This is a genomic window from Allobosea sp. CS1GBMeth4, from assembly GCF_900185715.1.
Taxonomy (GTDB): domain Bacteria; phylum Pseudomonadota; class Alphaproteobacteria; order Rhizobiales; family Beijerinckiaceae; genus Allobosea.
Map to the genome: position 1 here is coordinate 104,409 of NZ_FYAS01000025.1, position 18,949 is coordinate 123,357.

Annotated in this window: 18 protein-coding genes; 1 reads left to right on the forward strand and 17 read right to left on the reverse strand. The window is 69.4% G+C overall.

The window, feature by feature from the left end; all coding sequences use genetic code 11:
* Positions 1–157: 157 nt before the first annotated feature.
* From ftsZ to CS1GBM4_RS14225, 5 genes are all read right to left on the reverse strand, one after another.
* Positions 158–1,867 carry a cell division protein FtsZ gene (gene ftsZ, locus CS1GBM4_RS14205; RefSeq protein WP_186419382.1) on the reverse strand — a complete coding sequence of 570 codons (1,710 nt, stop codon included), beginning with the start codon at positions 1,865–1,867 and terminating at the stop codon, positions 158–160.
* 127 nt (positions 1,868–1,994) lie between these two features.
* Positions 1,995–3,320 carry a cell division protein FtsA gene (ftsA, locus tag CS1GBM4_RS14210; protein ID WP_186419383.1) on the reverse strand — a complete coding sequence of 442 codons (1,326 nt, stop codon included), beginning with the start codon at positions 3,318–3,320 and terminating at the stop codon, positions 1,995–1,997.
* Positions 3,317–4,246, reverse strand: a complete 930-nt coding sequence (locus tag CS1GBM4_RS14215; protein ID WP_244607230.1) for a cell division protein FtsQ/DivIB — start codon at positions 4,244–4,246, stop codon at positions 3,317–3,319. Before CS1GBM4_RS14215 ends, ftsA begins: the two co-directional genes overlap by 4 nt.
* 2 nt (positions 4,247–4,248) lie before the next feature.
* Positions 4,249–5,163 (reverse strand): D-alanine--D-alanine ligase, encoded by a 915-nt coding sequence (locus tag CS1GBM4_RS14220; RefSeq protein WP_186419385.1) that lies wholly within the window; start codon positions 5,161–5,163, stop codon positions 4,249–4,251.
* 110 nt (positions 5,164–5,273) lie between these two features.
* A complete protein-coding gene (locus CS1GBM4_RS14225) occupies positions 5,274–5,789 on the reverse strand; it encodes a MarR family transcriptional regulator (protein WP_186419386.1) in 516 nt (171 codons plus the stop codon).
* 105 nt (positions 5,790–5,894) lie between these two features.
* Here CS1GBM4_RS14225 and CS1GBM4_RS14230 point away from each other — a divergent pair, with 105 nt between their 5' ends.
* The gene (locus tag CS1GBM4_RS14230; protein WP_186419387.1) at positions 5,895–6,815 is read left to right on the forward strand and encodes an EamA family transporter; all 921 of its coding nucleotides are present in this window, start codon (positions 5,895–5,897) and stop codon (positions 6,813–6,815) included.
* On the opposite strand, the gene murB is transcribed toward CS1GBM4_RS14230, so the two are convergent.
* The 12 genes from murB to CS1GBM4_RS14290 form a co-directional block, all read right to left on the reverse strand.
* Positions 6,770–7,693 (reverse strand): UDP-N-acetylmuramate dehydrogenase, encoded by a 924-nt coding sequence (gene murB, locus CS1GBM4_RS14235; protein ID WP_186419388.1) that lies wholly within the window; start codon positions 7,691–7,693, stop codon positions 6,770–6,772. The genes CS1GBM4_RS14230 and murB overlap by 46 nt on opposite strands.
* Before the next feature lie 201 nt (positions 7,694–7,894).
* Entirely contained in the window at positions 7,895–9,334 is a 1,440-nt protein-coding gene (murC, locus tag CS1GBM4_RS14240) for a UDP-N-acetylmuramate--L-alanine ligase (protein ID WP_186419389.1), read from the reverse strand.
* Between the two features lie 22 nt (positions 9,335–9,356).
* Positions 9,357–10,457, reverse strand: a complete 1,101-nt coding sequence (gene murG / locus CS1GBM4_RS14245; RefSeq protein ID WP_186419390.1) for an undecaprenyldiphospho-muramoylpentapeptide beta-N-acetylglucosaminyltransferase — start codon at positions 10,455–10,457, stop codon at positions 9,357–9,359.
* Positions 10,454–11,593 carry a putative peptidoglycan glycosyltransferase FtsW gene (locus CS1GBM4_RS14250; RefSeq protein ID WP_186419391.1) on the reverse strand — a complete coding sequence of 380 codons (1,140 nt, stop codon included), beginning with the start codon at positions 11,591–11,593 and terminating at the stop codon, positions 10,454–10,456. Before CS1GBM4_RS14250 ends, murG begins: the two co-directional genes overlap by 4 nt.
* A gap of 152 nt (positions 11,594–11,745) precedes the next feature.
* Complete coding sequence (locus tag CS1GBM4_RS14255; protein ID WP_186419392.1) at positions 11,746–12,036, reverse strand: hypothetical protein; 291 nt, start codon at positions 12,034–12,036, stop codon at positions 11,746–11,748.
* Positions 12,020–12,484, reverse strand: coding sequence for a cupin domain-containing protein (locus CS1GBM4_RS14260; protein ID WP_186419393.1), 465 nt, complete (start codon positions 12,482–12,484; stop codon positions 12,020–12,022). The genes CS1GBM4_RS14255 and CS1GBM4_RS14260 overlap by 17 nt, the downstream gene beginning before the upstream one ends.
* 40 nt (positions 12,485–12,524) lie before the next feature.
* Positions 12,525–12,827, reverse strand: a complete 303-nt coding sequence (locus tag CS1GBM4_RS14265) for a HigA family addiction module antitoxin (RefSeq protein WP_186419394.1) — start codon at positions 12,825–12,827, stop codon at positions 12,525–12,527.
* Positions 12,827–13,114, reverse strand: a complete 288-nt coding sequence (locus CS1GBM4_RS14270) for a type II toxin-antitoxin system RelE/ParE family toxin (RefSeq protein WP_186419395.1) — start codon at positions 13,112–13,114, stop codon at positions 12,827–12,829. Before CS1GBM4_RS14270 ends, CS1GBM4_RS14265 begins: the two co-directional genes overlap by 1 nt.
* A 78-nt stretch (positions 13,115–13,192) precedes the next feature.
* Positions 13,193–14,620 (reverse strand): UDP-N-acetylmuramoyl-L-alanine--D-glutamate ligase, encoded by a 1,428-nt coding sequence (gene murD, locus CS1GBM4_RS14275; RefSeq protein ID WP_186419396.1) that lies wholly within the window; start codon positions 14,618–14,620, stop codon positions 13,193–13,195.
* Between the two features lie 213 nt (positions 14,621–14,833).
* Positions 14,834–15,916 (reverse strand): phospho-N-acetylmuramoyl-pentapeptide-transferase, encoded by a 1,083-nt coding sequence (gene mraY, locus CS1GBM4_RS14280; RefSeq protein ID WP_186419397.1) that lies wholly within the window; start codon positions 15,914–15,916, stop codon positions 14,834–14,836.
* Positions 15,917–15,933: 17 nt separating this feature from the next.
* Positions 15,934–17,358, reverse strand: a complete 1,425-nt coding sequence (locus CS1GBM4_RS14285) for a UDP-N-acetylmuramoylalanyl-D-glutamyl-2,6-diaminopimelate--D-alanyl-D-alanine ligase (protein ID WP_186419398.1) — start codon at positions 17,356–17,358, stop codon at positions 15,934–15,936.
* Positions 17,355–18,827 carry a UDP-N-acetylmuramoyl-L-alanyl-D-glutamate--2,6-diaminopimelate ligase gene (locus tag CS1GBM4_RS14290; RefSeq protein ID WP_186419399.1) on the reverse strand — a complete coding sequence of 491 codons (1,473 nt, stop codon included), beginning with the start codon at positions 18,825–18,827 and terminating at the stop codon, positions 17,355–17,357. Before CS1GBM4_RS14290 ends, CS1GBM4_RS14285 begins: the two co-directional genes overlap by 4 nt.
* Positions 18,828–18,949 lie beyond the last annotated feature (122 nt).

The following is an 18,949-nucleotide window of genomic DNA, read 5'->3' on the forward strand; positions in this document are numbered from 1 at the left end:
CAAAATCACGCTTTCTTTCGCTCTGTAACAGAGGTTACGAAGCCAGAAAACCTTAACCATCCGATTGATGTATATGGTTTTTCAGGCGTTAAAAAAGGCCCGGCGGAGGGCTCCGCCGGGCCGTTCGTGAAAGACCGGTCGCGCCGGGTCTGGCCGGTCAGTTCGACTGGCGGCGCAGGAAGGCCGGGATCTCGAGCTGGTCCTCTTCGGTATTGCGCTGCGGCGCGGCGCGGCCGAGCTGGTCGAGCTGCCCCTGAGCCGGCCGGGTCGCCGGAACCGGCGGGCGGCGCATGAACTCGGCATGGGCCGCGCTCGGGCCGGGCGCGGCCACCGGCGGCGCCTGCCGCTGTGCCGGCGCCGGCGGAGCCACGGGCACCTCATGCTCGTCCTCCTTGCGGCCGAACCCGACCGAGGCGAGGCGCTGCATCAGCGACATGCGCTTCTGCTCGACCGAGGCCGGCGCCGGTGCGGGCGCCGCGCCGCGGCTCTGAGCGATCTGGTGCTGGGCCGGCAGCGGCAGATCCTCGACGCGCGGCATGCGGGTCGGGCGGATCACCGCACGCTCCGGAGCCGGCGGGATGAAGCTGTCCTCGATATGCGGCACCGACGCCTCGGGCATCGGCGCCTCGACGACCGGCGGAGCCACCATCGCCTGGCGCGGCTGGGCCGGCTCGATGCGGACGTCGGCGGCGAAGCTCGGGGCCGGAGCCGGGGCCGGTGCGCGCACCGGCTCGGGCATCGCGGTCTCGGCGACGGGCGCCGGCATCGCTGCCGGGGCCGGAGCCGCGGCGGAGGTGCGGATGTTCGGCACGGCCGAGCGCAGCCGCGCCTCCGCCTTCAGCCGCTCGGCGACTTCGGCGATGCGCGCTTCGGTCGGGTCGATCTCGCCCTGGGCGCTGATCGGCTTGTCGATGCCGGTCGCCACCACCGAGACGCGCATCGTGCCTTCCAGCGCCTCGTCGAAGGTGGCGCCGACGATGATGTTGGCCTCGGAGTCGACCTCCTCGCGGATGCGGGTGGCGGCTTCGTCGACCTCGTAGAGCTTCATGTCGCGCCCGCCGGTGATCGAGATCAGCAGGCCGCGCGCGCCCTTCATCGAGACGTCGTCGAGCAGCGGGTTGTTGATCGCCGCCTGCGCTGCCGAGAGCGCGCGCTTCTCGCCCTGCGCCTCGCCGGTGCCCATCATCGCCTTGCCCATGCCGCGCATCACGGCGCGCACGTCGGCGAAGTCGAGATTGATCAGGCCGGGGCGGACCATCAGGTCGGTGATGCAGGCCACGCCGGAGTAGAGCACCTGGTCGGCCATGCCGAAGGCGTCGGCGAAGCCGGTGTTCTCGTTGGCGACGCGGAACAGGTTCTGGTTCGGGATGACGATCAGCGTGTCGACCGCCTCGTTCAGCTCGCCGATGCCGGCCTCGGCCATGCGCATGCGGCGCATGCCCTCGAACTGGAACGGCTTGGTGACGACGCCGACCGTGAGGATGCCCATGTCGCGGGCGACGCGGGCGATCGCGGGAGCCGCGCCCGTGCCGGTGCCGCCGCCCATGCCGGCGGTGATGAAGACCATGTGCGCGCCGGCGAGATGGTCGCGGATCTCGTCGATCACCTCTTCCGCCGCGGCGCGGCCGACTTCCGGCTGCGAGCCGGCGCCGAGGCCCTCGGTGACCTGCAGGCCCATCTGGATGATGCGCGGGGCACGGGAGAGCGCGAGCGCCTGGGCGTCGGTGTTGGCGCAGACGAAGTCGACGCCGTCGAGGCCGGCCTCGATCATGTTGTTGACCGCATTGCCGCCGGCGCCACCGACGCCGAAGACGGTAATCCGGGGCTTCAGTTCCCGGATGTCCGGGGCTTGCAGGTTCATCGCCATGATTGCCTCTTTCACTGTCTTGTCCGGCTCCTGGCGGGCCGTCCCGTCTTCCACGCCAGGGGCCGCGGCCCCGTTCTGCTCAACTCACCCCGGCCCGCCCCGCCTCTCGACGCCGCGGGCCGCAACTCTAGAAGCTCTCGCGCAGCCAGCGGCCGACGCGGGAGAAATAGCCGTCGCTCGCATGGGCGAAGAAGGACGCCCCCGCCCGCGGCTCGAAATGTTCGACATGGGCGACCTGCGGATAGACCAGCAGGCCGACCGCCGCCGCGAAGGACGGCCCCTTGCCCGCCTCGGGCAGACCCTTGATTCCGAGCGGGCGGCCCGTGCGGACCTGGCCGCCGAGCACGCGCCGCGCCACCTCCGGCATGCCGGTGAGCTGGCAGGCGCCGCCGGTCAGGACGACGCGCCGCCCGGCCTCGGCCGAGAAGCCGGCCGCCTTCAGCCGGTCGCGCACCAGTTCGAGGATCTCCTCGACGCGCGGCCTGATGATCCTGACCAGGTGCGACTTCGACAGATGGTTCGGCATGTCGCGCTCGTCGTCGTCGACCTGCGGCACCGCGATCATGTCGCGCTCGTCGGAAGGGCTGGCGATCGCCGAGCCGTGCAGCGTCTTCAGCCGCTCGGCCGCGGAGACCCGGGTCGAGAGCCCGCGCGCCACGTCCATGGTGATGTGGTTGCCGCCGACGGCGACCGCGTCGGCATGGGTCAGGTGGCCGCCGGAGAAGACGCCGAGCGAGGTCGTGCCGCCGCCCATGTCGACCACGACGACGCCCATCTCGGCCTCGTCGTCGACCAGCACGGAGAGCCCCGCGGCATAGGGCGTCGCGACCACCGCCTCGACCTCGAGATGGCAGCGCTCGACCGCGAGCATGACGTTGCGCGCCGCCGCCGCTTCCGCCGCGACGACGTGCATGTCGACCGAGAGTGCCCCGCCGATCAGCCCGCGCGGGTCGAGCACGCCGGGCGAGCCGTCGAGCGCATAGCCGGTCGGCAGCGCATGCAGCACCGCCTTGCCCGGCCGGATGGCATGGGTCGCAGCGGCGGCGAGCACCCGCTTCACGTCGGAATCGCCGACCGAGCCGCCGCGCAGCTCGACGCTGGCCTGGTAATGCTGCGAGTTCAGCCGGCCGCCGGTCAGGTTGACGATCACCGACTGGACCTCGACCTTGGCCATGCGCTCGGCGGCGTCGACCGCGGCGCGGATGGCACGCTCGGCGCTTTCGAGATCGATGATCGCCCCGCCCTTCAGGCCGAGCGAGCGCTGATGGCCGATGCCGATGATGCGCGCGACATGGGTGCGTCCGCGCAGGCGCTCGTTCGCCTCGGCCGGGTTGAGCTCGGCGATCAGGCAGACGACCTTGCTCGTGCCGATGTCCAGAATCGACAAGGTCGCGCTCTTGCGCGACGAAAGCGGCCGCATCCGCGGGGTCAGGCCTTGCGAGGTCAGGCTCATGCCTCGCCGCCTTTCTTCTTGGCCTTGCTCTTGAGCTGCTCGGCCCGCGCGGTCGCGGCCTCTTCGGTCAGGCGCATGGTGACGCGGTCCGGCTGGCGCATGTCGATGGCGATCAGGTCCTTCTCGCTGATTCGGAAGTCCTGCTCGAGGCTGGCCAGGCGCTTCAGTGCCGCGCCGGCGCCCTGCTCCGGCAGCCTGACATCGGCGCCGCTGTCGAGCTTGAGGTTCCAGCGCCGGCCGGCGACGAGGCTGCCGGCGCGGATACGCGCGGCGAAGGGGCCGGCTTCGGCGAGCAGGGCGAGATAGTCCTTCGCCCTGAGATTGGCGTCGGCACCGACGACCAGGGGCAGATAGGCGAAGCGGCCATCGTCCATCTTGTCGATCACGGTGCCGTCCTGCGCGATCAGGAAGAGATCGCCCTTGACCTGCCAGAGCGCGTAGGGCTCGCGCTCGACGAGGTTGATCGCGATCTCGCCGGGATAGAGCTTGCGGACCGAGGCCTCGCGGATCATCGGCGTCGCCTCGAGCCGCCTGCGCGCTTCGTCCGCGTCGAAGAAGGCGAGCGAGACCTTCGGATCGATGCCGGCCGCGACCAGCACCTCGATCTCCGAGAGCCCGCTCAGCCCGGAAATGGTGATGCGGTCGATGCCGAGCCCGACGAGCCGGGCGACTGCGTGCCTGGGCTCGCCATAGGTCTCGCGGAAGGTCTCGTAATGGCCGCCGAGGACGGCGCCGGTCGCACCCGCGAGCGTCAGGAAGCCGATCGCCAGCAGCGAGCCGAAGCCGCGCGGCAGCCGCTCGGCCAGCGGCACCGCGACGGCGCTGCGGCGCGAGCCGCGGAACCAGCGGCGCGAGCGCTCGCCGACGAGGAGCTGCGGCCCCGTCACGCGCATCGGCAGGTTGGCGCCGGCGAATGCCGGCTCCACCTTCACCGATTCAAGGAGGCGTCCTCCACGATCCATCTGACGAGCTCACCGAAATTCATGCCCGCATGGGCGGCTAGTTCGGGCACCAGGCTAGTCTCGGTCATGCCCGGCTGCGTGTTGACTTCCAGCCAGACGAGCGTGTCGCTCGCGTCGTCGTAGCGGAAGTCTGAACGGCTGACGCCGCGGCATCCGATTGCTTGATGCGCCGTTAACGCACACTCTTCGATTTGGCGGTAAAGATTCGGTAAAATTTGCGCCGGGCAGATGTGGACCGAACCGCCTTTGGCATATTTGGCGTCGTAGTCGTAGAATTCGCCCGTCGCCGCCCGAATCTCCGTTACCCCCAAGGACTTGCCGTCCATCACCGCGCAGGTCAGCTCGCGCCCGGCGACGAAGCTTTCGGCCAGCATGGTCTCGCCGCAAGGCCAGTCTTGCCGGGCGATCTCCTGGGGCGGGTGCTCGCGGCCTTTCTTAACGATCACCACCCCGACCGAGGAGCCTTCGTCGACCGGCTTCAGCACATAGGGCGGCGGCAGGACATGGCGCCGGGCCGCCTCGAAGCGCGAGACCGTCACGCCCTGCGCCACCGGCACGCCGGCCGCCGCGACCACCGTCTTGGCCTTGTCCTTGCGGATGGCGAGCGCGGAAGCCAGCACGCCGGAATGAGTATAGGGGATGGCGAGAATCTCGAGCACGCCCTGGATCGTGCCGTCTTCGCCGTAACGGCCGTGCAGGGCGTTGAAGGCGACGTCGGGCCTCAGCCTCGCCAGCACCTCGGCGATGTCGCGGCCGACCTCGACGCGCGTGACGCGATAGCCGACGCCCTCCAGCGCCCGAGCACAGGCCGCGCCGCTGCTGAGGCTGACCTCACGCTCGACGGACCACCCGCCCATCAGCACTGCGACATGCTTGCCCATCAAGGTTCCTGACACCGAACTCCCGGGTCCGAACCTGATCCGACATGGTTAACGACGCGTTAACGATGCGCCGTCCCGGTTAATGTGGGGGTGTCTGTTGCGCGCCGGACTCACTCCCCCTCGCGCGCGGCGACCTTGGCCAGCAGGGCCTTGAGCTGCTCGCGCTCCGCCCGGTCCAGCGCCGACAGCAGCGCCTCCTCCGTCGCCACATGCGAGGCCACGAGACGCTCGATCAGCGCGAACCCCGCTGGCGTCAGCACGATGCGCAGGCTGCGCCTGTCCTGCGGATCGGCCTGCCGGAGGATCAGCCCGCGCTTCTCCAGCCGGTCCAGCCGATTCGTCATCGCCGAGGTCGACAGCATCATGTCCTGGGCGAGCTCCGACGGCGTCAGGGAGCCGCCCCGCTCGCCCTGGCGGCGCAGCGTCATCAGAACGTCGAAACCGGCGAAGTCGAGATCCTCGCCGAGCAGATTGCGCCCGACGCCGAGGCGCACCCGCTCGGCCGCCCGCCAGATCGCGCCGCAAACCGCCATCGGGCTCGGGTCGATATCGGGCCGCGCCCGCCGCCATTGGGCGAGGATCGACTCGAGCCCGCCGCCCTGCTCCGTCCGATCAGCTTGACTCATGAAAATCCCAAGCCTAGTTGTCCTTCATCAGATAATTCGATATCAAATTATCTTGCCTCGAATAAACTTACGCGCATGCCATCCACGATGCAAAGGGAGGCCGCGATGGCCGACGGCAAGACCCGCATCCTGCTCGCGACGATCCTGGCGCCCTGCCTGTGGGGCTCGACCTATATCGTCTTCACCCAGACGCTTCCGGTCGAGCATCCGCTGCTGGTCGGGGCGCTGCGTGCGCTGCCGGCCGGCCTCCTCCTGATGCTGCTCGGTCCCGGCCTGCCGCCGCGCGACAGGCTCCTGCCGCTCGCCGTCATCGGCTTCGCCAATATCGGCCTGTTCTTCGGCATGCTCTTTCTCAGCGCCTCGCGCCTGCCGGGCGGGCTCGCAGCGACGCTCGGCTCCATGCAGCCGCTGCTCGTCGCCTTCCTCGCCTGGCCGCTCCTGCTGCGCCGCCCGCGCCTCGGCCAGGTGCTCGCCGCGCTCGCGGGCACCGTCGGCGTCGGCCTGCTGGTGATCGGCGACACGGTGCGGCTCGATGCGGTCGGCGTCGTCGCCGCGCTCGTCGGCGCCGCCTCGATGGCGACCGGCACCGTGCTGATCGAGCGCTGGGGCAGGGTCGGGACGCCGCTGGCGCTCGCCGCCTGGCAGCTCACGCTCGGCGGGCTTCTGCTCCTGCCGGTCGCGCTCGCAGTCGAAGGCCTGCCGCCGATGCCCACCCTGCGCAACCTCGCCGGCCTGAGCTATCTGGTCGTGATCGGCACCGCCCTCGCCTATTGGCTCTGGGTGCGTGGCATCGCCGCCATCGGCACGGGCGTCGCCTTCCTCAGCCTGCTCAGCCCGCTGGTCGCGACCTTCCTCGGCGCCGCCCTGCTCGGCGAATGGTTCACCCCCCGGCAATGGTTCGGCATCGCCATCGTCTTCGGCTCGACCGTCGCCGGCATCATGCTGTCGCGGCGCAGGCCGGCTGCGCCGGTCGCTCCGGCTCAGGCCGCGACGCCGAGCCGCTTGATTTCCCAGTGCAGCTCGTAGCCTGAATTCTCCCTGACGCGGCGGCGGACCTCTTCGCCCAGCCCCTCGATATCGGCGGCCGTCGCGCCGCCGGTGTTGATCAGGAAGTTGCAGTGCATCTCGGAGACCTGCGCCCCGCCGACGCGCAGACCCCGGCAACCGGCCGCGTCGATCAGCTGCCAGGCCTTTCCGCCCTCCGGATTCTTGAAGGTCGAGCCGCCGGTGCGTTCCTTGATCGGCTGCGCCGCCTCGCGCGCCGCCGTCACCCGCTCCATCTCGGCGAGGATCGCCGCCTGGTCGCCCGGGCGCCCCTGGAACAGGGCCGAGGTGAAGACGATGTCGCCCGGCGCCGCCGAGTTGCGGTAGGCGAAGCCCATATCGGCATGCGAGAGCGTCACGATCTCGCCCTTGCGGGTGACGCCGCGCGCCTCGATCAGCACATCGGTGGTCTCGCCGCCATGCGCGCCGGCGTTCATGCGCAGCGCTCCGCCGATGCAGCCGGGAATGCCGCGATAGAAGGCGAGCCCGTCGAGCGAGGCGTCAGCCGCGGCGCGCGCCACCTTCACGTCCGGAACGGCCGTGCCGGCACGCAGCCGGTCGCCATCCTCGCGGGCGATCTCGCCGAAGGCCTTGCCGGCGAGGCGGATGACCAGGCCGGGAATGCCGCCGTCGCGCACGATCAGGTTCGAGCCGAGCCCGACCACGGTGACCGGGACCTCCGCCGGCAGCCTGCCGAGCAGATAGGCGAGATCGTCTTCGTCGGCCGGGGTGAACAGCACCTGCGCCGGGCCGCCGACGCGGAACCAGGTCAGCCCCGCCATCTCCTGATTGGCGAGCAGCCGCCCGCGCGTTTCGGGCGCGGCGGCGCGGATGTCGGGGGTCAGATCAGGGAACGGCATGGCAAAGCTCGCGCTGACCCTTCTCCCCTTGCGGGAGAAGGTGGCCCGGCAAAGCCGGGTCGGATGAGGGGTCGCGCCGTCCGTTTTTCCGAAAGTCGAGAATGCCGCACGCCGTTGGCCGTAACCGTCGCGCGACCCCTCATCCGGCGCTATCGCGCCACCTTCTCCCGCAAGGGGAGAAGGGAAGCAAGAGGCAAGACGTCAGCGCTTCGCGCTGCCACCTTCTCCCCCGAGGGGAGAAGGAAGAGAGGCGAGCTCGCCCGGCAGGGCATAGGCCCATTGCGTGATGTTCCCCGCGCCCAGGCAGACGACGTAATCACCCGGACCGGCGAGCGCCGCGACCATGCCGGCGAGCTTGTCGGAGGCTTCGAGCGGCAGGGCGTGGCGATGCCCGCGCGCCTTGATCGCCGCCACCAGCGAGTCGCGGTCGGCGCCCGCGATCGGCTGCTCGCCGGCCGCGTAGACGTCGGCGACGATCACCGTATCGGCATCGTTGAAGCAGGCGGCGAAGTCGGCGAACAGGCTCGACAGCCGGCTGTAGCGATGCGGCTGCATCACCGCGATCACCTTGCCCCTGGTCGAGGCGCGCGCCGCCTTGAGCACGGCCGCGATCTCGACCGGGTGGTGGCCGTAATCGTCGAAGATCAGCGCGCCGTTCCATTCGCCGGTCTTGGTGAACCGGCGCTTCACGCCGCCGAAACCGGCGAGCGCCTCGCGGATCGTCTGCACCGGCACGCCGAGATCATAGGCGACGGCGACCGCCGCCGTGGCGTTGAGCGCGTTGTGATGGCCCGGCATCGGCATGACGAGGTCACGCACCACTTCCTCGCGGCCGCGCTTGCGGTCGCGGATCAGCAGCGTGAACTGCGACCGGCCGCCGGTCAGGTCGATGTCGAGCAGGCGGAAATCGGCCTGAGGGTTCTCGCCATAGGTGATGACGCGCCGGTCCTCGATCTGCCCGACCAGCTCCTGCACGCTCGGATGGTCGATGCACATCACCGCGAAGCCGTAGAAAGGCAGGTTGTCCACGAAGGAGCGGAAGGCCGCCTTGATCGCATCGAACGAGCCGAAATGGTCGAGATGCTCCGGGTCGATATTGGTGATGATCGCGACGTCCGCCGGCAGCTTCAGGAAGGTGCCGTCGGATTCGTCGGCCTCGACCACCATCCAGTCGCTCTCGCCCATGCGGGCATTGGTGCCGTAGGCGTTGATGATGCCGCCATTGATCACGGTCGGGTCGAGCCCGCCCTTCTCGAGCAGGGTCGCGACCAGCGAGGTCGTCGTCGTCTTGCCATGCGTGCCGGCGATGGCGACGCAGGATTTCAGCCGCATCAGCTCGGCCAGCATCTCGGCGCGGCGCACCACCGGCAGGCGCTTCTCGCGCGCCGCCATCAATTCCGGATTGTCGCGCTTGATCGCGGTCGAGACCACCACCACCTCGGCCTCGCCGATATTGCCGGCGGCATGGCCGACGAAGGTCCTGATGCCCTTGTCGGCGAGGCGGCGGACATTGGCGTTGTCGGAGGCGTCCGAGCCCTGCACCTCGTAGCCGAGATTGTGCAGCACCTCGGCGATGCCGGACATGCCGATGCCGCCGATGCCGACGAAATGGATGGAGCCGAGCTTCGGCGGCAGCTTCATGATGTGTCGCGTCCCGAGACAGTCAGTGTTGGGCGGTCTGCAGCACGAGCCGCGCCAGGCGGTCGGCCGCATCCGGTATGCCCGCGCTCTTGGCGGCCTCGGCCATCGCCGTCAAGCGCGACGGCTCGGCAAGGAGTGCGGACAGCTCGCCGGCGAGGCGCCGCGGCGAGAAATCGCTCTGCAGAATCATCATCGCCCCGCCCGCTCTGGCGAGCACGGCGGCGTTGGCGGCCTGGTCCTGGTCGAGCGAACCCGGCAGCGGCACCAGCAGCGACGGACGGCCGATCACCGAGAGCTCGGCGACGGTCGAGGCGCCGGAGCGCGCGACCACCAGATGCGATGCCGCCATCCGCGCCGGCAGGTCCTTGAAGAACGGTGCGATCTCGCACCGGATGCCGAGCGAGGTGTAGATCTTGCGCACCCGGTCGTCGTCCTCGGAGCGCGCCTGCTGGACGATCGAGAGCCGCGCCCGCTCCTCCGGCGAGAGCAACTGGATGGCGGGGGGCACGATGTCGGCCATCACGCGCGCGCCCTGGCTGCCGCCGAAGACGAGGAGGTTGAGCCGCCCCTCCGGCGCGGGATAGGGCGAGGCCGCCGCGATCACGGCCGGGCGCACGGGGTTGCCGACCTGCGTGCACTTGGCCGCCTGGGCGGGGGTGAGGCCGCCGACCTCGGCGAAGCCGGTGGCGATCGCTCTGACCCGGCCGGCGAGGAAGCGATTGGCCCGGCCGATCACCGCGTTCTGCTCGTGCACCATGGCCGGCACGCCCATCAGCGTTGCGGCGAAGACCGGCGGCACCGTCGGGTAGCCGCCGAAGCCGACGACGATGGCGGGCTTCAGCCGCTTGATCGCCTGGCGCGCCGCCAGCACGCCGCGCAGCAGGACGAGCGCGGCCTTCGCCATCGCCACCGGCGACTTGCCCGAGGGCGTCGCCGCCGGCACGGCATGGATCGATTCGGCCGGGAAATTGCCGGCATAGTCGGCGGCGCGCGTATCGGTGATCAGCGCCACCCTGACGCCGTGGCCGTGCAGGGCATGGCTCAGCGCCTCGGCCGGGAAGAGATGCCCGCCCGTGCCGCCGGCGGCGAGCATGACGAGCGGCGCCTGTCCCCCGGCGCTCATGGGCGGCGCCCCGTCTCGCTGAGGCTTTCCGCTCGCGGCCGCTTGCGGGTCAGCGCCAGCAGGAAGCCGGTGCCGAGCGCCAGCGAGATCAGCGAGGAGCCGCCATAGGAGATGAACGGCAAGGTCATGCCCTTGGCCGGCATCATGTGCAGGTTCACCATCATGTTGATCGCCGCCTGGATGCCGAAGAGCAAGGCGAGGCCGGTGACGCCGAGGCGCACGAACGGATCCTCGGCGCGCTGCGCCACGAACAGCGCCCGCAGCACGATGATCGCGAAGAGCAGCACCAGCACCATGCAGACGACGATGCCGAACTCCTCCGCCGTCACCGCGAAGATGAAGTCGGTATGGGCGTCGGGCAGGATGCGCTTCACCGTGCCCTCGCCCGGGCCTTTGCCGAACCAGCCGCCCTGGGCGAAGCTCTCCAGCGCCGTGTCGACCTGGAAGGTGTCGCCCGAGCCCTTGTCCATGAAGCGCTCGATGCGGGCGCGCACATGCGGCACGAGCTCATAGGCGATGAACAGGCCGACGGCGCCGATGCCGCCCAGCCCCATCACCCAGAACCAGTGCAATCCGGCGACGAAGAACAGCCCGGCCCAGACCAGGGTGATCAGGATGGTCTGGCCGAAATCGGGCTGCAGCACCAGCGGCACGATGGTGATCGGCAGGAGCAGGAAGGCGATGATCGTGCCCGGCAGGTCGGGCCGGCGGTGCCCCTCGGCGAAGGCCCAGGCGGCGAGCACGACGAAGGCCGGCTTGAGGAATTCCGAGGGCTGCACCGAGCCGAGCGGGCCGAGCGTCAGCCAGCGCTTGGCGCCCTTGACCTCGACGCCGAAATAGAGCGTGCCGACCACGCCGGCGAGCGACATCAGGAAGATGATCAGCGCGATCCGGCGCACCTGGCGCGGCGCCAGCAGCGAGGTCGAGAGGAAGATCGCCAGCGCCACCAGCAGATAGACCACCTGGCGGTTGACGAAATGGAAGGTCGAGAGGCCCAGCCGCTCGGCGACGGGCGGCCCGCCCGCCATCAGCAGCACCACGCCGGAGACCATGAGCGCTACCAGCGTCGTCAGGATGACGCGGTCGATCGACCACCACCAGCGGCCGCTCAGGCTGGGTTCCGCGCGCGAGACCATCGTTCCAAGGCTCCGTACCGAGCAGGCAGATGGGGGCGCCCGCTCCGACGAATCACTCTGTCAATGAATGGTTAACCGATTGATTCCGAGGCGAGCTTTGCCCCCAAGGGGCTAGTGTGCTCGGAGACTTGTAGCAATGCGGCCTTGCAAGCTCAGCGGAGCTCTATCCGGTCGCCTCGCTGCACGAAAAAAGATGCCGCTCCATGATCGCGAATATGTCGCGACGCCTGCTTCCTGCAACGCGGATCGATGTTCAATCTCCTCGCAACCCAGCGCCGCCACCCCTCATGAGACAGGGCTAATTCCTGAGCTTCGGGAAGGCTCATTTCGCAGCGGCTTCGGATCTCCTTGATCAGTTCGATCCAGCCCACATCCGCCTGTAGGCAGCGGTCGAGCAGCGCGTGGCTCTCGGGATGGCGACCATGATCATCGGGCATCGTCATAAGGCCTGCCATCCTTGTGCAGGAAACGCCCGTCCCTGCTCGGGCTCATCATGTCGATGTCGGAGCAGGTGATCAGGTCGTCGGCAGAGCGGCTGCCGACTTCGAGGTAGACCGCGACCTGGTCCGAGCGGTTGATCATGTGATGGCCGTTACCGCTGTTCTTGGCGAAGGCGGCGCAATCGCCGGCGCGCAGCACGGTCTCGCCCTCGTCCTCGATCAGCACCACCTCGCCCTCGAGCAGGTAGACGAACTCGTCCTCGTGCGAATGCCAGTGCCGCTGGCTCGACCAGCCGCCCGGCGGCAGCCGCATCAGGTTGACGCCGAAATCGCCGAGGCCGCCGGCCTCGCCGAGGCGCTTGCGGATGCGCTCGGCGCAAGGAGCATCGAAGGGCTTCGGATAGCCCGAGCCCTGGCGTTCGGGAACAGCGGCAACGTCGACCTTGGGCATAAGGATGCTCCGGTACTTGGCACCGCCGCAGAGCAGGTCGCTAGACCAGCGCCGCGACGCGCTCCACCTTGATCTCGTCCTCATGGGCGCGGGCTTCGACCAGGTCATAGGCCGCCTGCATCCGCAGCATCGTCTCGGCCCGGATGCCGAACGCCTTTTCGAACCGGATCGCCATCTCGGCCGACAAGGCGGCCTTGCCATTGAGGAGATTGCTCATCGCCTGCCGCGTCACGCCCAGTTTCTCGGCCGCGACCGTCACGCTCAAACCATAAGGTTCGACGATTTCAGTCCGCAACCACGCTCCGGGATGAACGGCGAAGCTCGGATGAAGCTTGATGGCCATCAGTGATAATCCTCCAGATCGATGTCCTCGATCGCGAGAGCCTGATTGACGCGAAACGTCGTGCGCCAATTCTTCGTCACGATGAGCGACCATTCGCCCGCCCGGTCGCCCGTCATCTGATGAGCCCCGTAGTTCGGCGGGTTCTTGAGCTCCTCGGCAGCATCGATCGCAGCCAGATAGGCGAGCATGTTTCGCAGCCGATCGACGAGATTGCCGGGTAGGCCTTTGCCTTTCCCGGTTTCCGCGAACTGTCGAAGCGCTTTGTGCCTGATGCCCGCGATCTCCATGGGCGGAGATTAACGCGATGCATGTCATGCGTCAATTGACGCTTGACACCCGGCCTCGCTCCTGCGAGGGCCTTGAGTCTATTTGCTGGCCGCCTCGAAGCCCGGCAGCGCCTGGACCAGCGCCCGGAAGGCGTCGCCGCGCACCTCGAAATTCGGGAACTGGTCGTAGGACGCGCAGGCCGGCGAGAGCAGCACAGCGATCTCGCCGGTTCCTTCCTGCGCCAGTGCCGCCTTCGTCGCTGCGGCGACCGCGACGTCGAGCGTGCCGCTGCGCTCGTAGGCGACGCGGCCGTCAGCCTCGAAGGTCGCGGCGAAGAGGTCGCTCGCCGCGCCGATCAGATAGGCCCGGGCGATGTTGGGGAAATAGCGGCGCAGCGACTCGATGCCGCCCTCCTTGGCCTTGCCGCCGAGAATCCAGAAGATCTCGCGGAAGGAGGTCAGCGCCTTCTCGGTCGAATCCGCGTTCGTCGCCTTGGAATCGTTGATGAAGACGACGCGGCCGATGCGGCCGAGTTCCTCCATCCGGTGCTTCAGCCCGGGATAGCTCCGGAAGCCCGCGGCGATCTCCGCGTCGGAGAGGCCGAGCGCGGCGCAGGCGGCGAAGGCAGCCGCGGCATTCTGCGCGTTGTGGCTGCCGCGCAGGGAGCCGATGCCGGCGAGACTGGCGACGACCTTCGGCTTGCCGTCCCTGACCGCGACGATCCGCGTGTCGAGCTGGCCCGCATTGGCGGTGACGCCCGCGAAGACGCCTTCGTCGAGCGGCTGCTCGCCGCTGATCCTGACCAGCGGCTTGCCCGAGGCGGCACGCCGGCGCGCCATCTGCTTCGACGGCTCGTCGTCGACCCCGATCACTGCGAGATCCGAGGCGGCGACCAGCCGCTCCTTGATCGCGCCATAGGCCTCGAAGCTGCCGTGCCGATCGAGATGGTCCGGCGTCAGGTTCATCTGGATGCCGACCGTGGGCTTGATGGAGGGAGCCAGATCGATCTGGAATGTCGAGCACTCGACGACATGGATGCGGTTCTGAGCCGGCGGCTCCAGCGCCAGCACGGCGGTGCCGATATTGCCGCCCATCTGCACGTCGCGCCCGGCGGCCTGCAGCACATGCGCGATCAGCGCCGTCGTGGTCGACTTGCCGTTGGTGCCGGTGATGCAGACCACCGGCGCGGCAGGCGCAATCTTCGCCCGTTCGAGGAAGAAGAGTTCGATGTCGCCGATCACCGGGACATTCGCGGCCTTGGCCTTCTCGACCGTCCAGTGCGGTGCGGGATGGGTCAGCGGCACGCCCGGCGAGAGCACGAAGGCGGCAAAGCCGGGCCAGTCGGCGCCGGCGAGGTCGACGACGTCGAGCCCTTCGGCCGCCGCCTTGTCGCGGCTCGCGGATTGATCGTCCCAGCAGGCGACTTTGGCACCGCCGGCGATCAGCGCACGCGCCGTCGCCAGCCCCGAGCCGCCGAGGCCGAACAGGGCGAGGGTCTTGCCGGCGAAGACGGTGATCGGGGTCATGATGTTCTCGCTTTCATGAGCCAGCGCACGCCCTCTTTGTCATTCCGGGGCGCGCCGCAGGCGCGAACCCGGAACCCACGATCAGGTGAGATATCAGAGGCCCAGTCGAAGGCACCTTGCCCGGTCGTGGGTTCCGGGTTCTTCGCTACGCGAAGCCCCGGAATGACAAAGGTGGGTCCGACCAAGAACGATCCGACAGATGTCAATATATCCTCAGCGCAGCTTCAGCGTGGCGAGGCCGACCAGCGCCAGCACCACCGAGATGATCCAGAAGCGGATCACCACCTGCGGCTCGGTCCAGCCCAGCTTCTCGAAATGATGATGGATCGGCGCCATCAGGAAGACGCGCTTGCCGGTGCGCTTGAACACCGCGACCTGGATGATCACCGAGAGCGCCTCGACCACGAACAGGCCGCCGACGATGGCGAGCACGACCTCGTGCTTGATCGCGACCGCGATGGTGCCGAGCATGCCGCCCAGGCCGAGCGAGCCGGTGTCGCCCATGAAGATCTGCGCCGGCGGCGCGTTGAACCAGAGGAAGCCGAGCCCCGCCCCCATCATCGCGCCGCAGAGCACGGCGAGCTCGCCGACGCCCGGGACATGGTGGATCTGCAGGTAGTTGGCGAAGATGGCGTTGCCGGCGAGATAGGCGATGAAGCCGAAGGTGCCGGCCGCGATCATCACCGGCACGATGGCGAGCCCGTCGAGCCCGTCGGTCAGGTTCACCGAATTGCCGGCACCGACCACGACGAAGGCGGTGACCAGCGGGAACAGGAGGCCGAGCGGGATCATCAGCTCCTTCAGGAACGGCATGGCGAAGCCGCTGGCGATCGCGGGCGGGCTGATCCGCATGATCGCGGTGCAGGCCACCAGCGCGATCGCGACCTCGAGGGCCAGGCGCGCCTTGCTGGAGAAGCCCTTGTGCGATTGCTTCGTCACCTTGAGATAGTCGTCATAGAAGCCGATCGCGCCATAGCTCGCGGTGACGCCGAGAACGATCCAGACGTAGGGATTGCGCAGATTGCCCCAGAGCAGCGTCGCGACGAACAGCCCGGTCAGGATCATCAGCCCGCCCATGGTCGGCGTTCCGCGCTTGGCGAGATGCGATTCCGGCCCGTCGCTGCGGATCGGCTGGCCCTTGCCCTGCTTGATCCTGAGCCAGGAGATCGCCGCCGGCCCGAAGAAGAAGACGAAGAGCAGCGCGGTCGCGGTCGCTCCGCCGGCTCGGAAGGTGATGTAGCGGAAGACGTTGAGGACCGGGAAGGTCCCCGCGAACTCGGCAAGCCAGACCAGCATCGAAATTCCGTTCCTTGTCAGTCGTCGGCCGGGACGACCGGGAAGCGAGCCGTCATCGCCTTGACGATCGGCCCCATGCGCGTGCCGAGCGAGCCCTTCACCGTCACGACGTCGCCGGCGCGGACCGCGTCGAGCACATAGGGCTCGAGGCTGCTCGCCTGTGCGGCATAAGCGCCGCGGCGGTGCGAAGGCAAGGCGTCGTACAGGGTTCTCATCAGCGGGCCGCAGGCGAAGACGAGGTCGATGCCGTTGCCGGTGACCGCGTCGGCCAGCCCCTTGTGCAGCTCCGGCGCGGTTTCGCCGAGCTCGAGCATGTCGCCGAGCACGGCGATGCGCCGCCCCCTGCCGGAGACCGGCATGCGGCCGAGATTCTCGATCGCGGCCCGCATCGAGGCGGGATTGCCGTTGTAGCTCTCGTCGATCAGGGTGAACGGGCCGGAAGGGGCATGCAGCACCTGCCTGGCGCCGCGGCCCGACGGCGGCGTCAGGTCGGCGAGCGCCAGCGCGGCCAGCGCGAGATCGGCGCCGAGCACCTCGACCGCCGCGAGCACGGCGAGCGAGTTGAGGACGATGTGCCTGCCCGGGCTGCCGAGCTTGTAGGTCACCGGCCGTCCCATCACGCTGGCATCGGCGGTCGAGACGTCCGCCTTCAGTGAGCAGCCGAGCAGCCGCACATCCGCCTGCTCGCTCTCGCCGAAGGAGACGACACGCCCGGCCCCGGCGGCGAGCGCCAGCTCCCGCAGCAGGCCGGCCTGCGCGATGTCGGCGTTGATGATAGCGGTGCCGCCCGCTTCGAGCCCACCGAAGATCGCCGCCTTCTCGCGGGCGATTCCCTCGAGCGACTCGAAGGCGGCCAGGTGCACCGGCTGGATCGTGGTGATGATCGCGACCTCGGGCCGGACCATCTTCGCCAGCGGCAGGATCTCGCCGGGCGCGTTCATGCCGATCTCGTAGACGCCGTAGCGCACGTCGCGTGGCGTCCGCGTCAGCGTCAGCGGCACGCCCCAATGGTTGTTGTAGGAGGCGACCGGCGCATGCGTCTTGCCCTGGCGCGACAGCACGAGCCGCAGCGCCTCCTTGGTCCCGGTCTTGCCGACCGAGCCGGTCACCGCGACGATCCTGGCGGAGAGCTCGGCCCGCCGGGCCATGCCGGCCCGCTCCATGGCGCGCAGCACGTCCGGGACGATGGCGAGCGGCGCATCGGCCGGGAAGGCGCCGGCATGCGCCTCGTCGACCACGGCGAGCGCCGCGCCCCTGTCGAGCGCCGCCGCGACGAAGTCGTGGCCGTCGCGCGCATCGCCCCTGATGGCGAAGAAGGCGTCGCCCGGCTCGAGCGTGCGCGTGTCGATCGAGGCGCCGGTCACGGCCGCCGGAACGGGGCCTCGCGAACGGGCGCCCATCGCCTCGATCAGGCGCGCGCCACCCCAGAGCGGTTCGGTCATCCCCGTCTTCCCCCAGCCAATGCCGCGATCGCCTCGCGGACCACCTCATGGTCCGAGAACGGCAGCGTCCGATCGCCGATGATCTGGCCGCTTTCATGGCCTTTTCCGGCCACGACCAGCACGTCGCCGGGCTGCAGCATGGCGACCCCGGCCATGATCGCCTCGCCGCGATCGCCGATCTCCCTGAGGCGGCCCGGCGCCGCCGCCAGCACCTCGGCGCGGATCGCGGCGGGGTCCTCGCTGCGCGGATTGTCGTCGGTGACGATCGCGATGTCGGCGCCGTCGGCGGCGATCCTGCCCATCAGCGGCCGCTTGCCGCGGTCGCGGTCGCCGCCGCAGCCGAACACGCAGATCAGCCGGCCGCCGGCATAGAGCCGCAACGCCTTGAGCACCGCGGCGAGCGCATCGGGCTTGTGGGCATAGTCGACCACGACGAGCCCGCCCTTGTGCTCGCCGACGCGGTCGAGCCGGCCCGGCACGCCCTTGAGCCCGGCGATCGCCTGGACGCTCGCAGCGGGGTCCTCGCCGGTCGCGATCGCGAGCCCGGCGGCCACCAGCGCATTGCCCGCCATGTAGTCCCCGACCATCGGCAGCAGGACCTCGGCTTCAGCGCCGTCGATCTCGACGGTCAGGCGCTGCGAGAAGCCCTCGCGCGCCAGGTCCAGCAGCCTCAGGCGATCGCCTTGCCTGCCGATGCCGATCACCGGATGACCGCCCGCCTTGGCCGCGGCCTCGGCCTGGTCGGCATAGGGCTCGTCGCGGTTGATCACCACGGGCGCGCCGGCCGGCAGCAGCTCCCACAGCCGCAGCTTGGCCGACAGATAGTCCTCGACGCTCGGATGGTAGTCGAGATGGTCGCGGCCGAGATTGAGGAAGGCGCCGGCGGCGAGCCTGACCCCGTCGAGCCGGCGCTGGTCGAGCCCGTGCGACGATGCTTCCATCGCGAGATGCGTGACGCCGTCCCCGGCCAGCCTGTCGAGCGAAGCATGCAGCGAAAGCGGGTCCGGCGTGGTCAGCGAGCCGTAATCGGCTCCGGCTTCCGTGACGATGCCGATCGTGCCGACGCTCGCCGCCTTGTGGCCGAGCGCCTTGAAGATCTGGCGCGTGAACTCGGCGACCGAGGATTTCCCGCTGGTGCCGGTGACGGCGACGACCGTCCCCGGCTGGCGCGGGTGCACGGTCGCGGCGGCCAGCGCCAGCGCGCGGCGCGGATCGGCCACCTCGGCATGCGCGACGGCGTCGGGCAGCTCGGCGGGACGCGGCCCGCCGGAGACGATCGCGATCGCGCCGCGCTGCACCGCATCGGCGATGAAGCGGGCACCGTCGGCCCTGGCCCCCGCGAGCGCGACGAAGGCGTCGCCGGCCGAGACCTTGCGGCTGTCGAAGGCGACGCCACCGACGCGGCGTTCTCTTGCCTCCGGAAACGCACCCGGAAAGAGCTGGCCGAGGCTGAATCCGGAGTGAGTCATCTGTCCTTCACGATTCTCTGGCGCGCCATGATCGATACTACGCCGCCATTCCGGCCGCAGCGAAGCGGAGCGCCGGAATCCATCCTAGGCAGCGCTCTACGATGGATTCCGGCGCTGCACAC

Excerpts from the sequence above, each read along its gene's own strand:
- CS1GBM4_RS14250 (WP_186419391.1), bottom strand. The coding sequence starts at position 11,593 with ATGGTCTCGCGCGCGGAACCCAGCCTGAGCGGCCGCTGGTGGTGGTCG.
- CS1GBM4_RS14265 (WP_186419394.1), bottom strand. The coding sequence starts at position 12,827 with ATGGCCATCAAGCTTCATCCGAGCTTCGCCGTTCATCCCGGAGCGTGG.
- murD (WP_186419396.1), bottom strand. The coding sequence starts at position 14,620 with ATGACCCCGATCACCGTCTTCGCCGGCAAGACCCTCGCCCTGTTCGGC.
- CS1GBM4_RS14230 (WP_186419387.1), top strand. The coding sequence starts at position 5,895 with ATGGCCGACGGCAAGACCCGCATCCTGCTCGCGACGATCCTGGCGCCC.
- murC (WP_186419389.1), bottom strand. The coding sequence starts at position 9,334 with ATGAAGCTGCCGCCGAAGCTCGGCTCCATCCATTTCGTCGGCATCGGC.
- CS1GBM4_RS14255 (WP_186419392.1), bottom strand. The coding sequence starts at position 12,036 with ATGACGATGCCCGATGATCATGGTCGCCATCCCGAGAGCCACGCGCTG.
- ftsA (WP_186419383.1), bottom strand. The coding sequence starts at position 3,320 with ATGAGCCTGACCTCGCAAGGCCTGACCCCGCGGATGCGGCCGCTTTCG.
- CS1GBM4_RS14270 (WP_186419395.1), bottom strand. The coding sequence starts at position 13,114 with ATGGAGATCGCGGGCATCAGGCACAAAGCGCTTCGACAGTTCGCGGAA.
- murB (WP_186419388.1), bottom strand. The coding sequence starts at position 7,693 with ATGCCGTTCCCTGATCTGACCCCCGACATCCGCGCCGCCGCGCCCGAA.
- mraY (WP_186419397.1), bottom strand. The coding sequence starts at position 15,916 with ATGCTGGTCTGGCTTGCCGAGTTCGCGGGGACCTTCCCGGTCCTCAAC.
- CS1GBM4_RS14220 (WP_186419385.1), bottom strand. The coding sequence starts at position 5,163 with ATGGGCAAGCATGTCGCAGTGCTGATGGGCGGGTGGTCCGTCGAGCGT.
- ftsZ (WP_186419382.1), bottom strand. The coding sequence starts at position 1,867 with ATGGCGATGAACCTGCAAGCCCCGGACATCCGGGAACTGAAGCCCCGG.
- murG (WP_186419390.1), bottom strand. The coding sequence starts at position 10,457 with ATGAGCGCCGGGGGACAGGCGCCGCTCGTCATGCTCGCCGCCGGCGGC.
- CS1GBM4_RS14290 (WP_186419399.1), bottom strand. The coding sequence starts at position 18,827 with ATGACTCACTCCGGATTCAGCCTCGGCCAGCTCTTTCCGGGTGCGTTT.
- CS1GBM4_RS14285 (WP_186419398.1), bottom strand. The coding sequence starts at position 17,358 with ATGACCGAACCGCTCTGGGGTGGCGCGCGCCTGATCGAGGCGATGGGC.
- CS1GBM4_RS14225 (WP_186419386.1), bottom strand. The coding sequence starts at position 5,789 with ATGAGTCAAGCTGATCGGACGGAGCAGGGCGGCGGGCTCGAGTCGATC.
- CS1GBM4_RS14260 (WP_186419393.1), bottom strand. The coding sequence starts at position 12,484 with ATGCCCAAGGTCGACGTTGCCGCTGTTCCCGAACGCCAGGGCTCGGGC.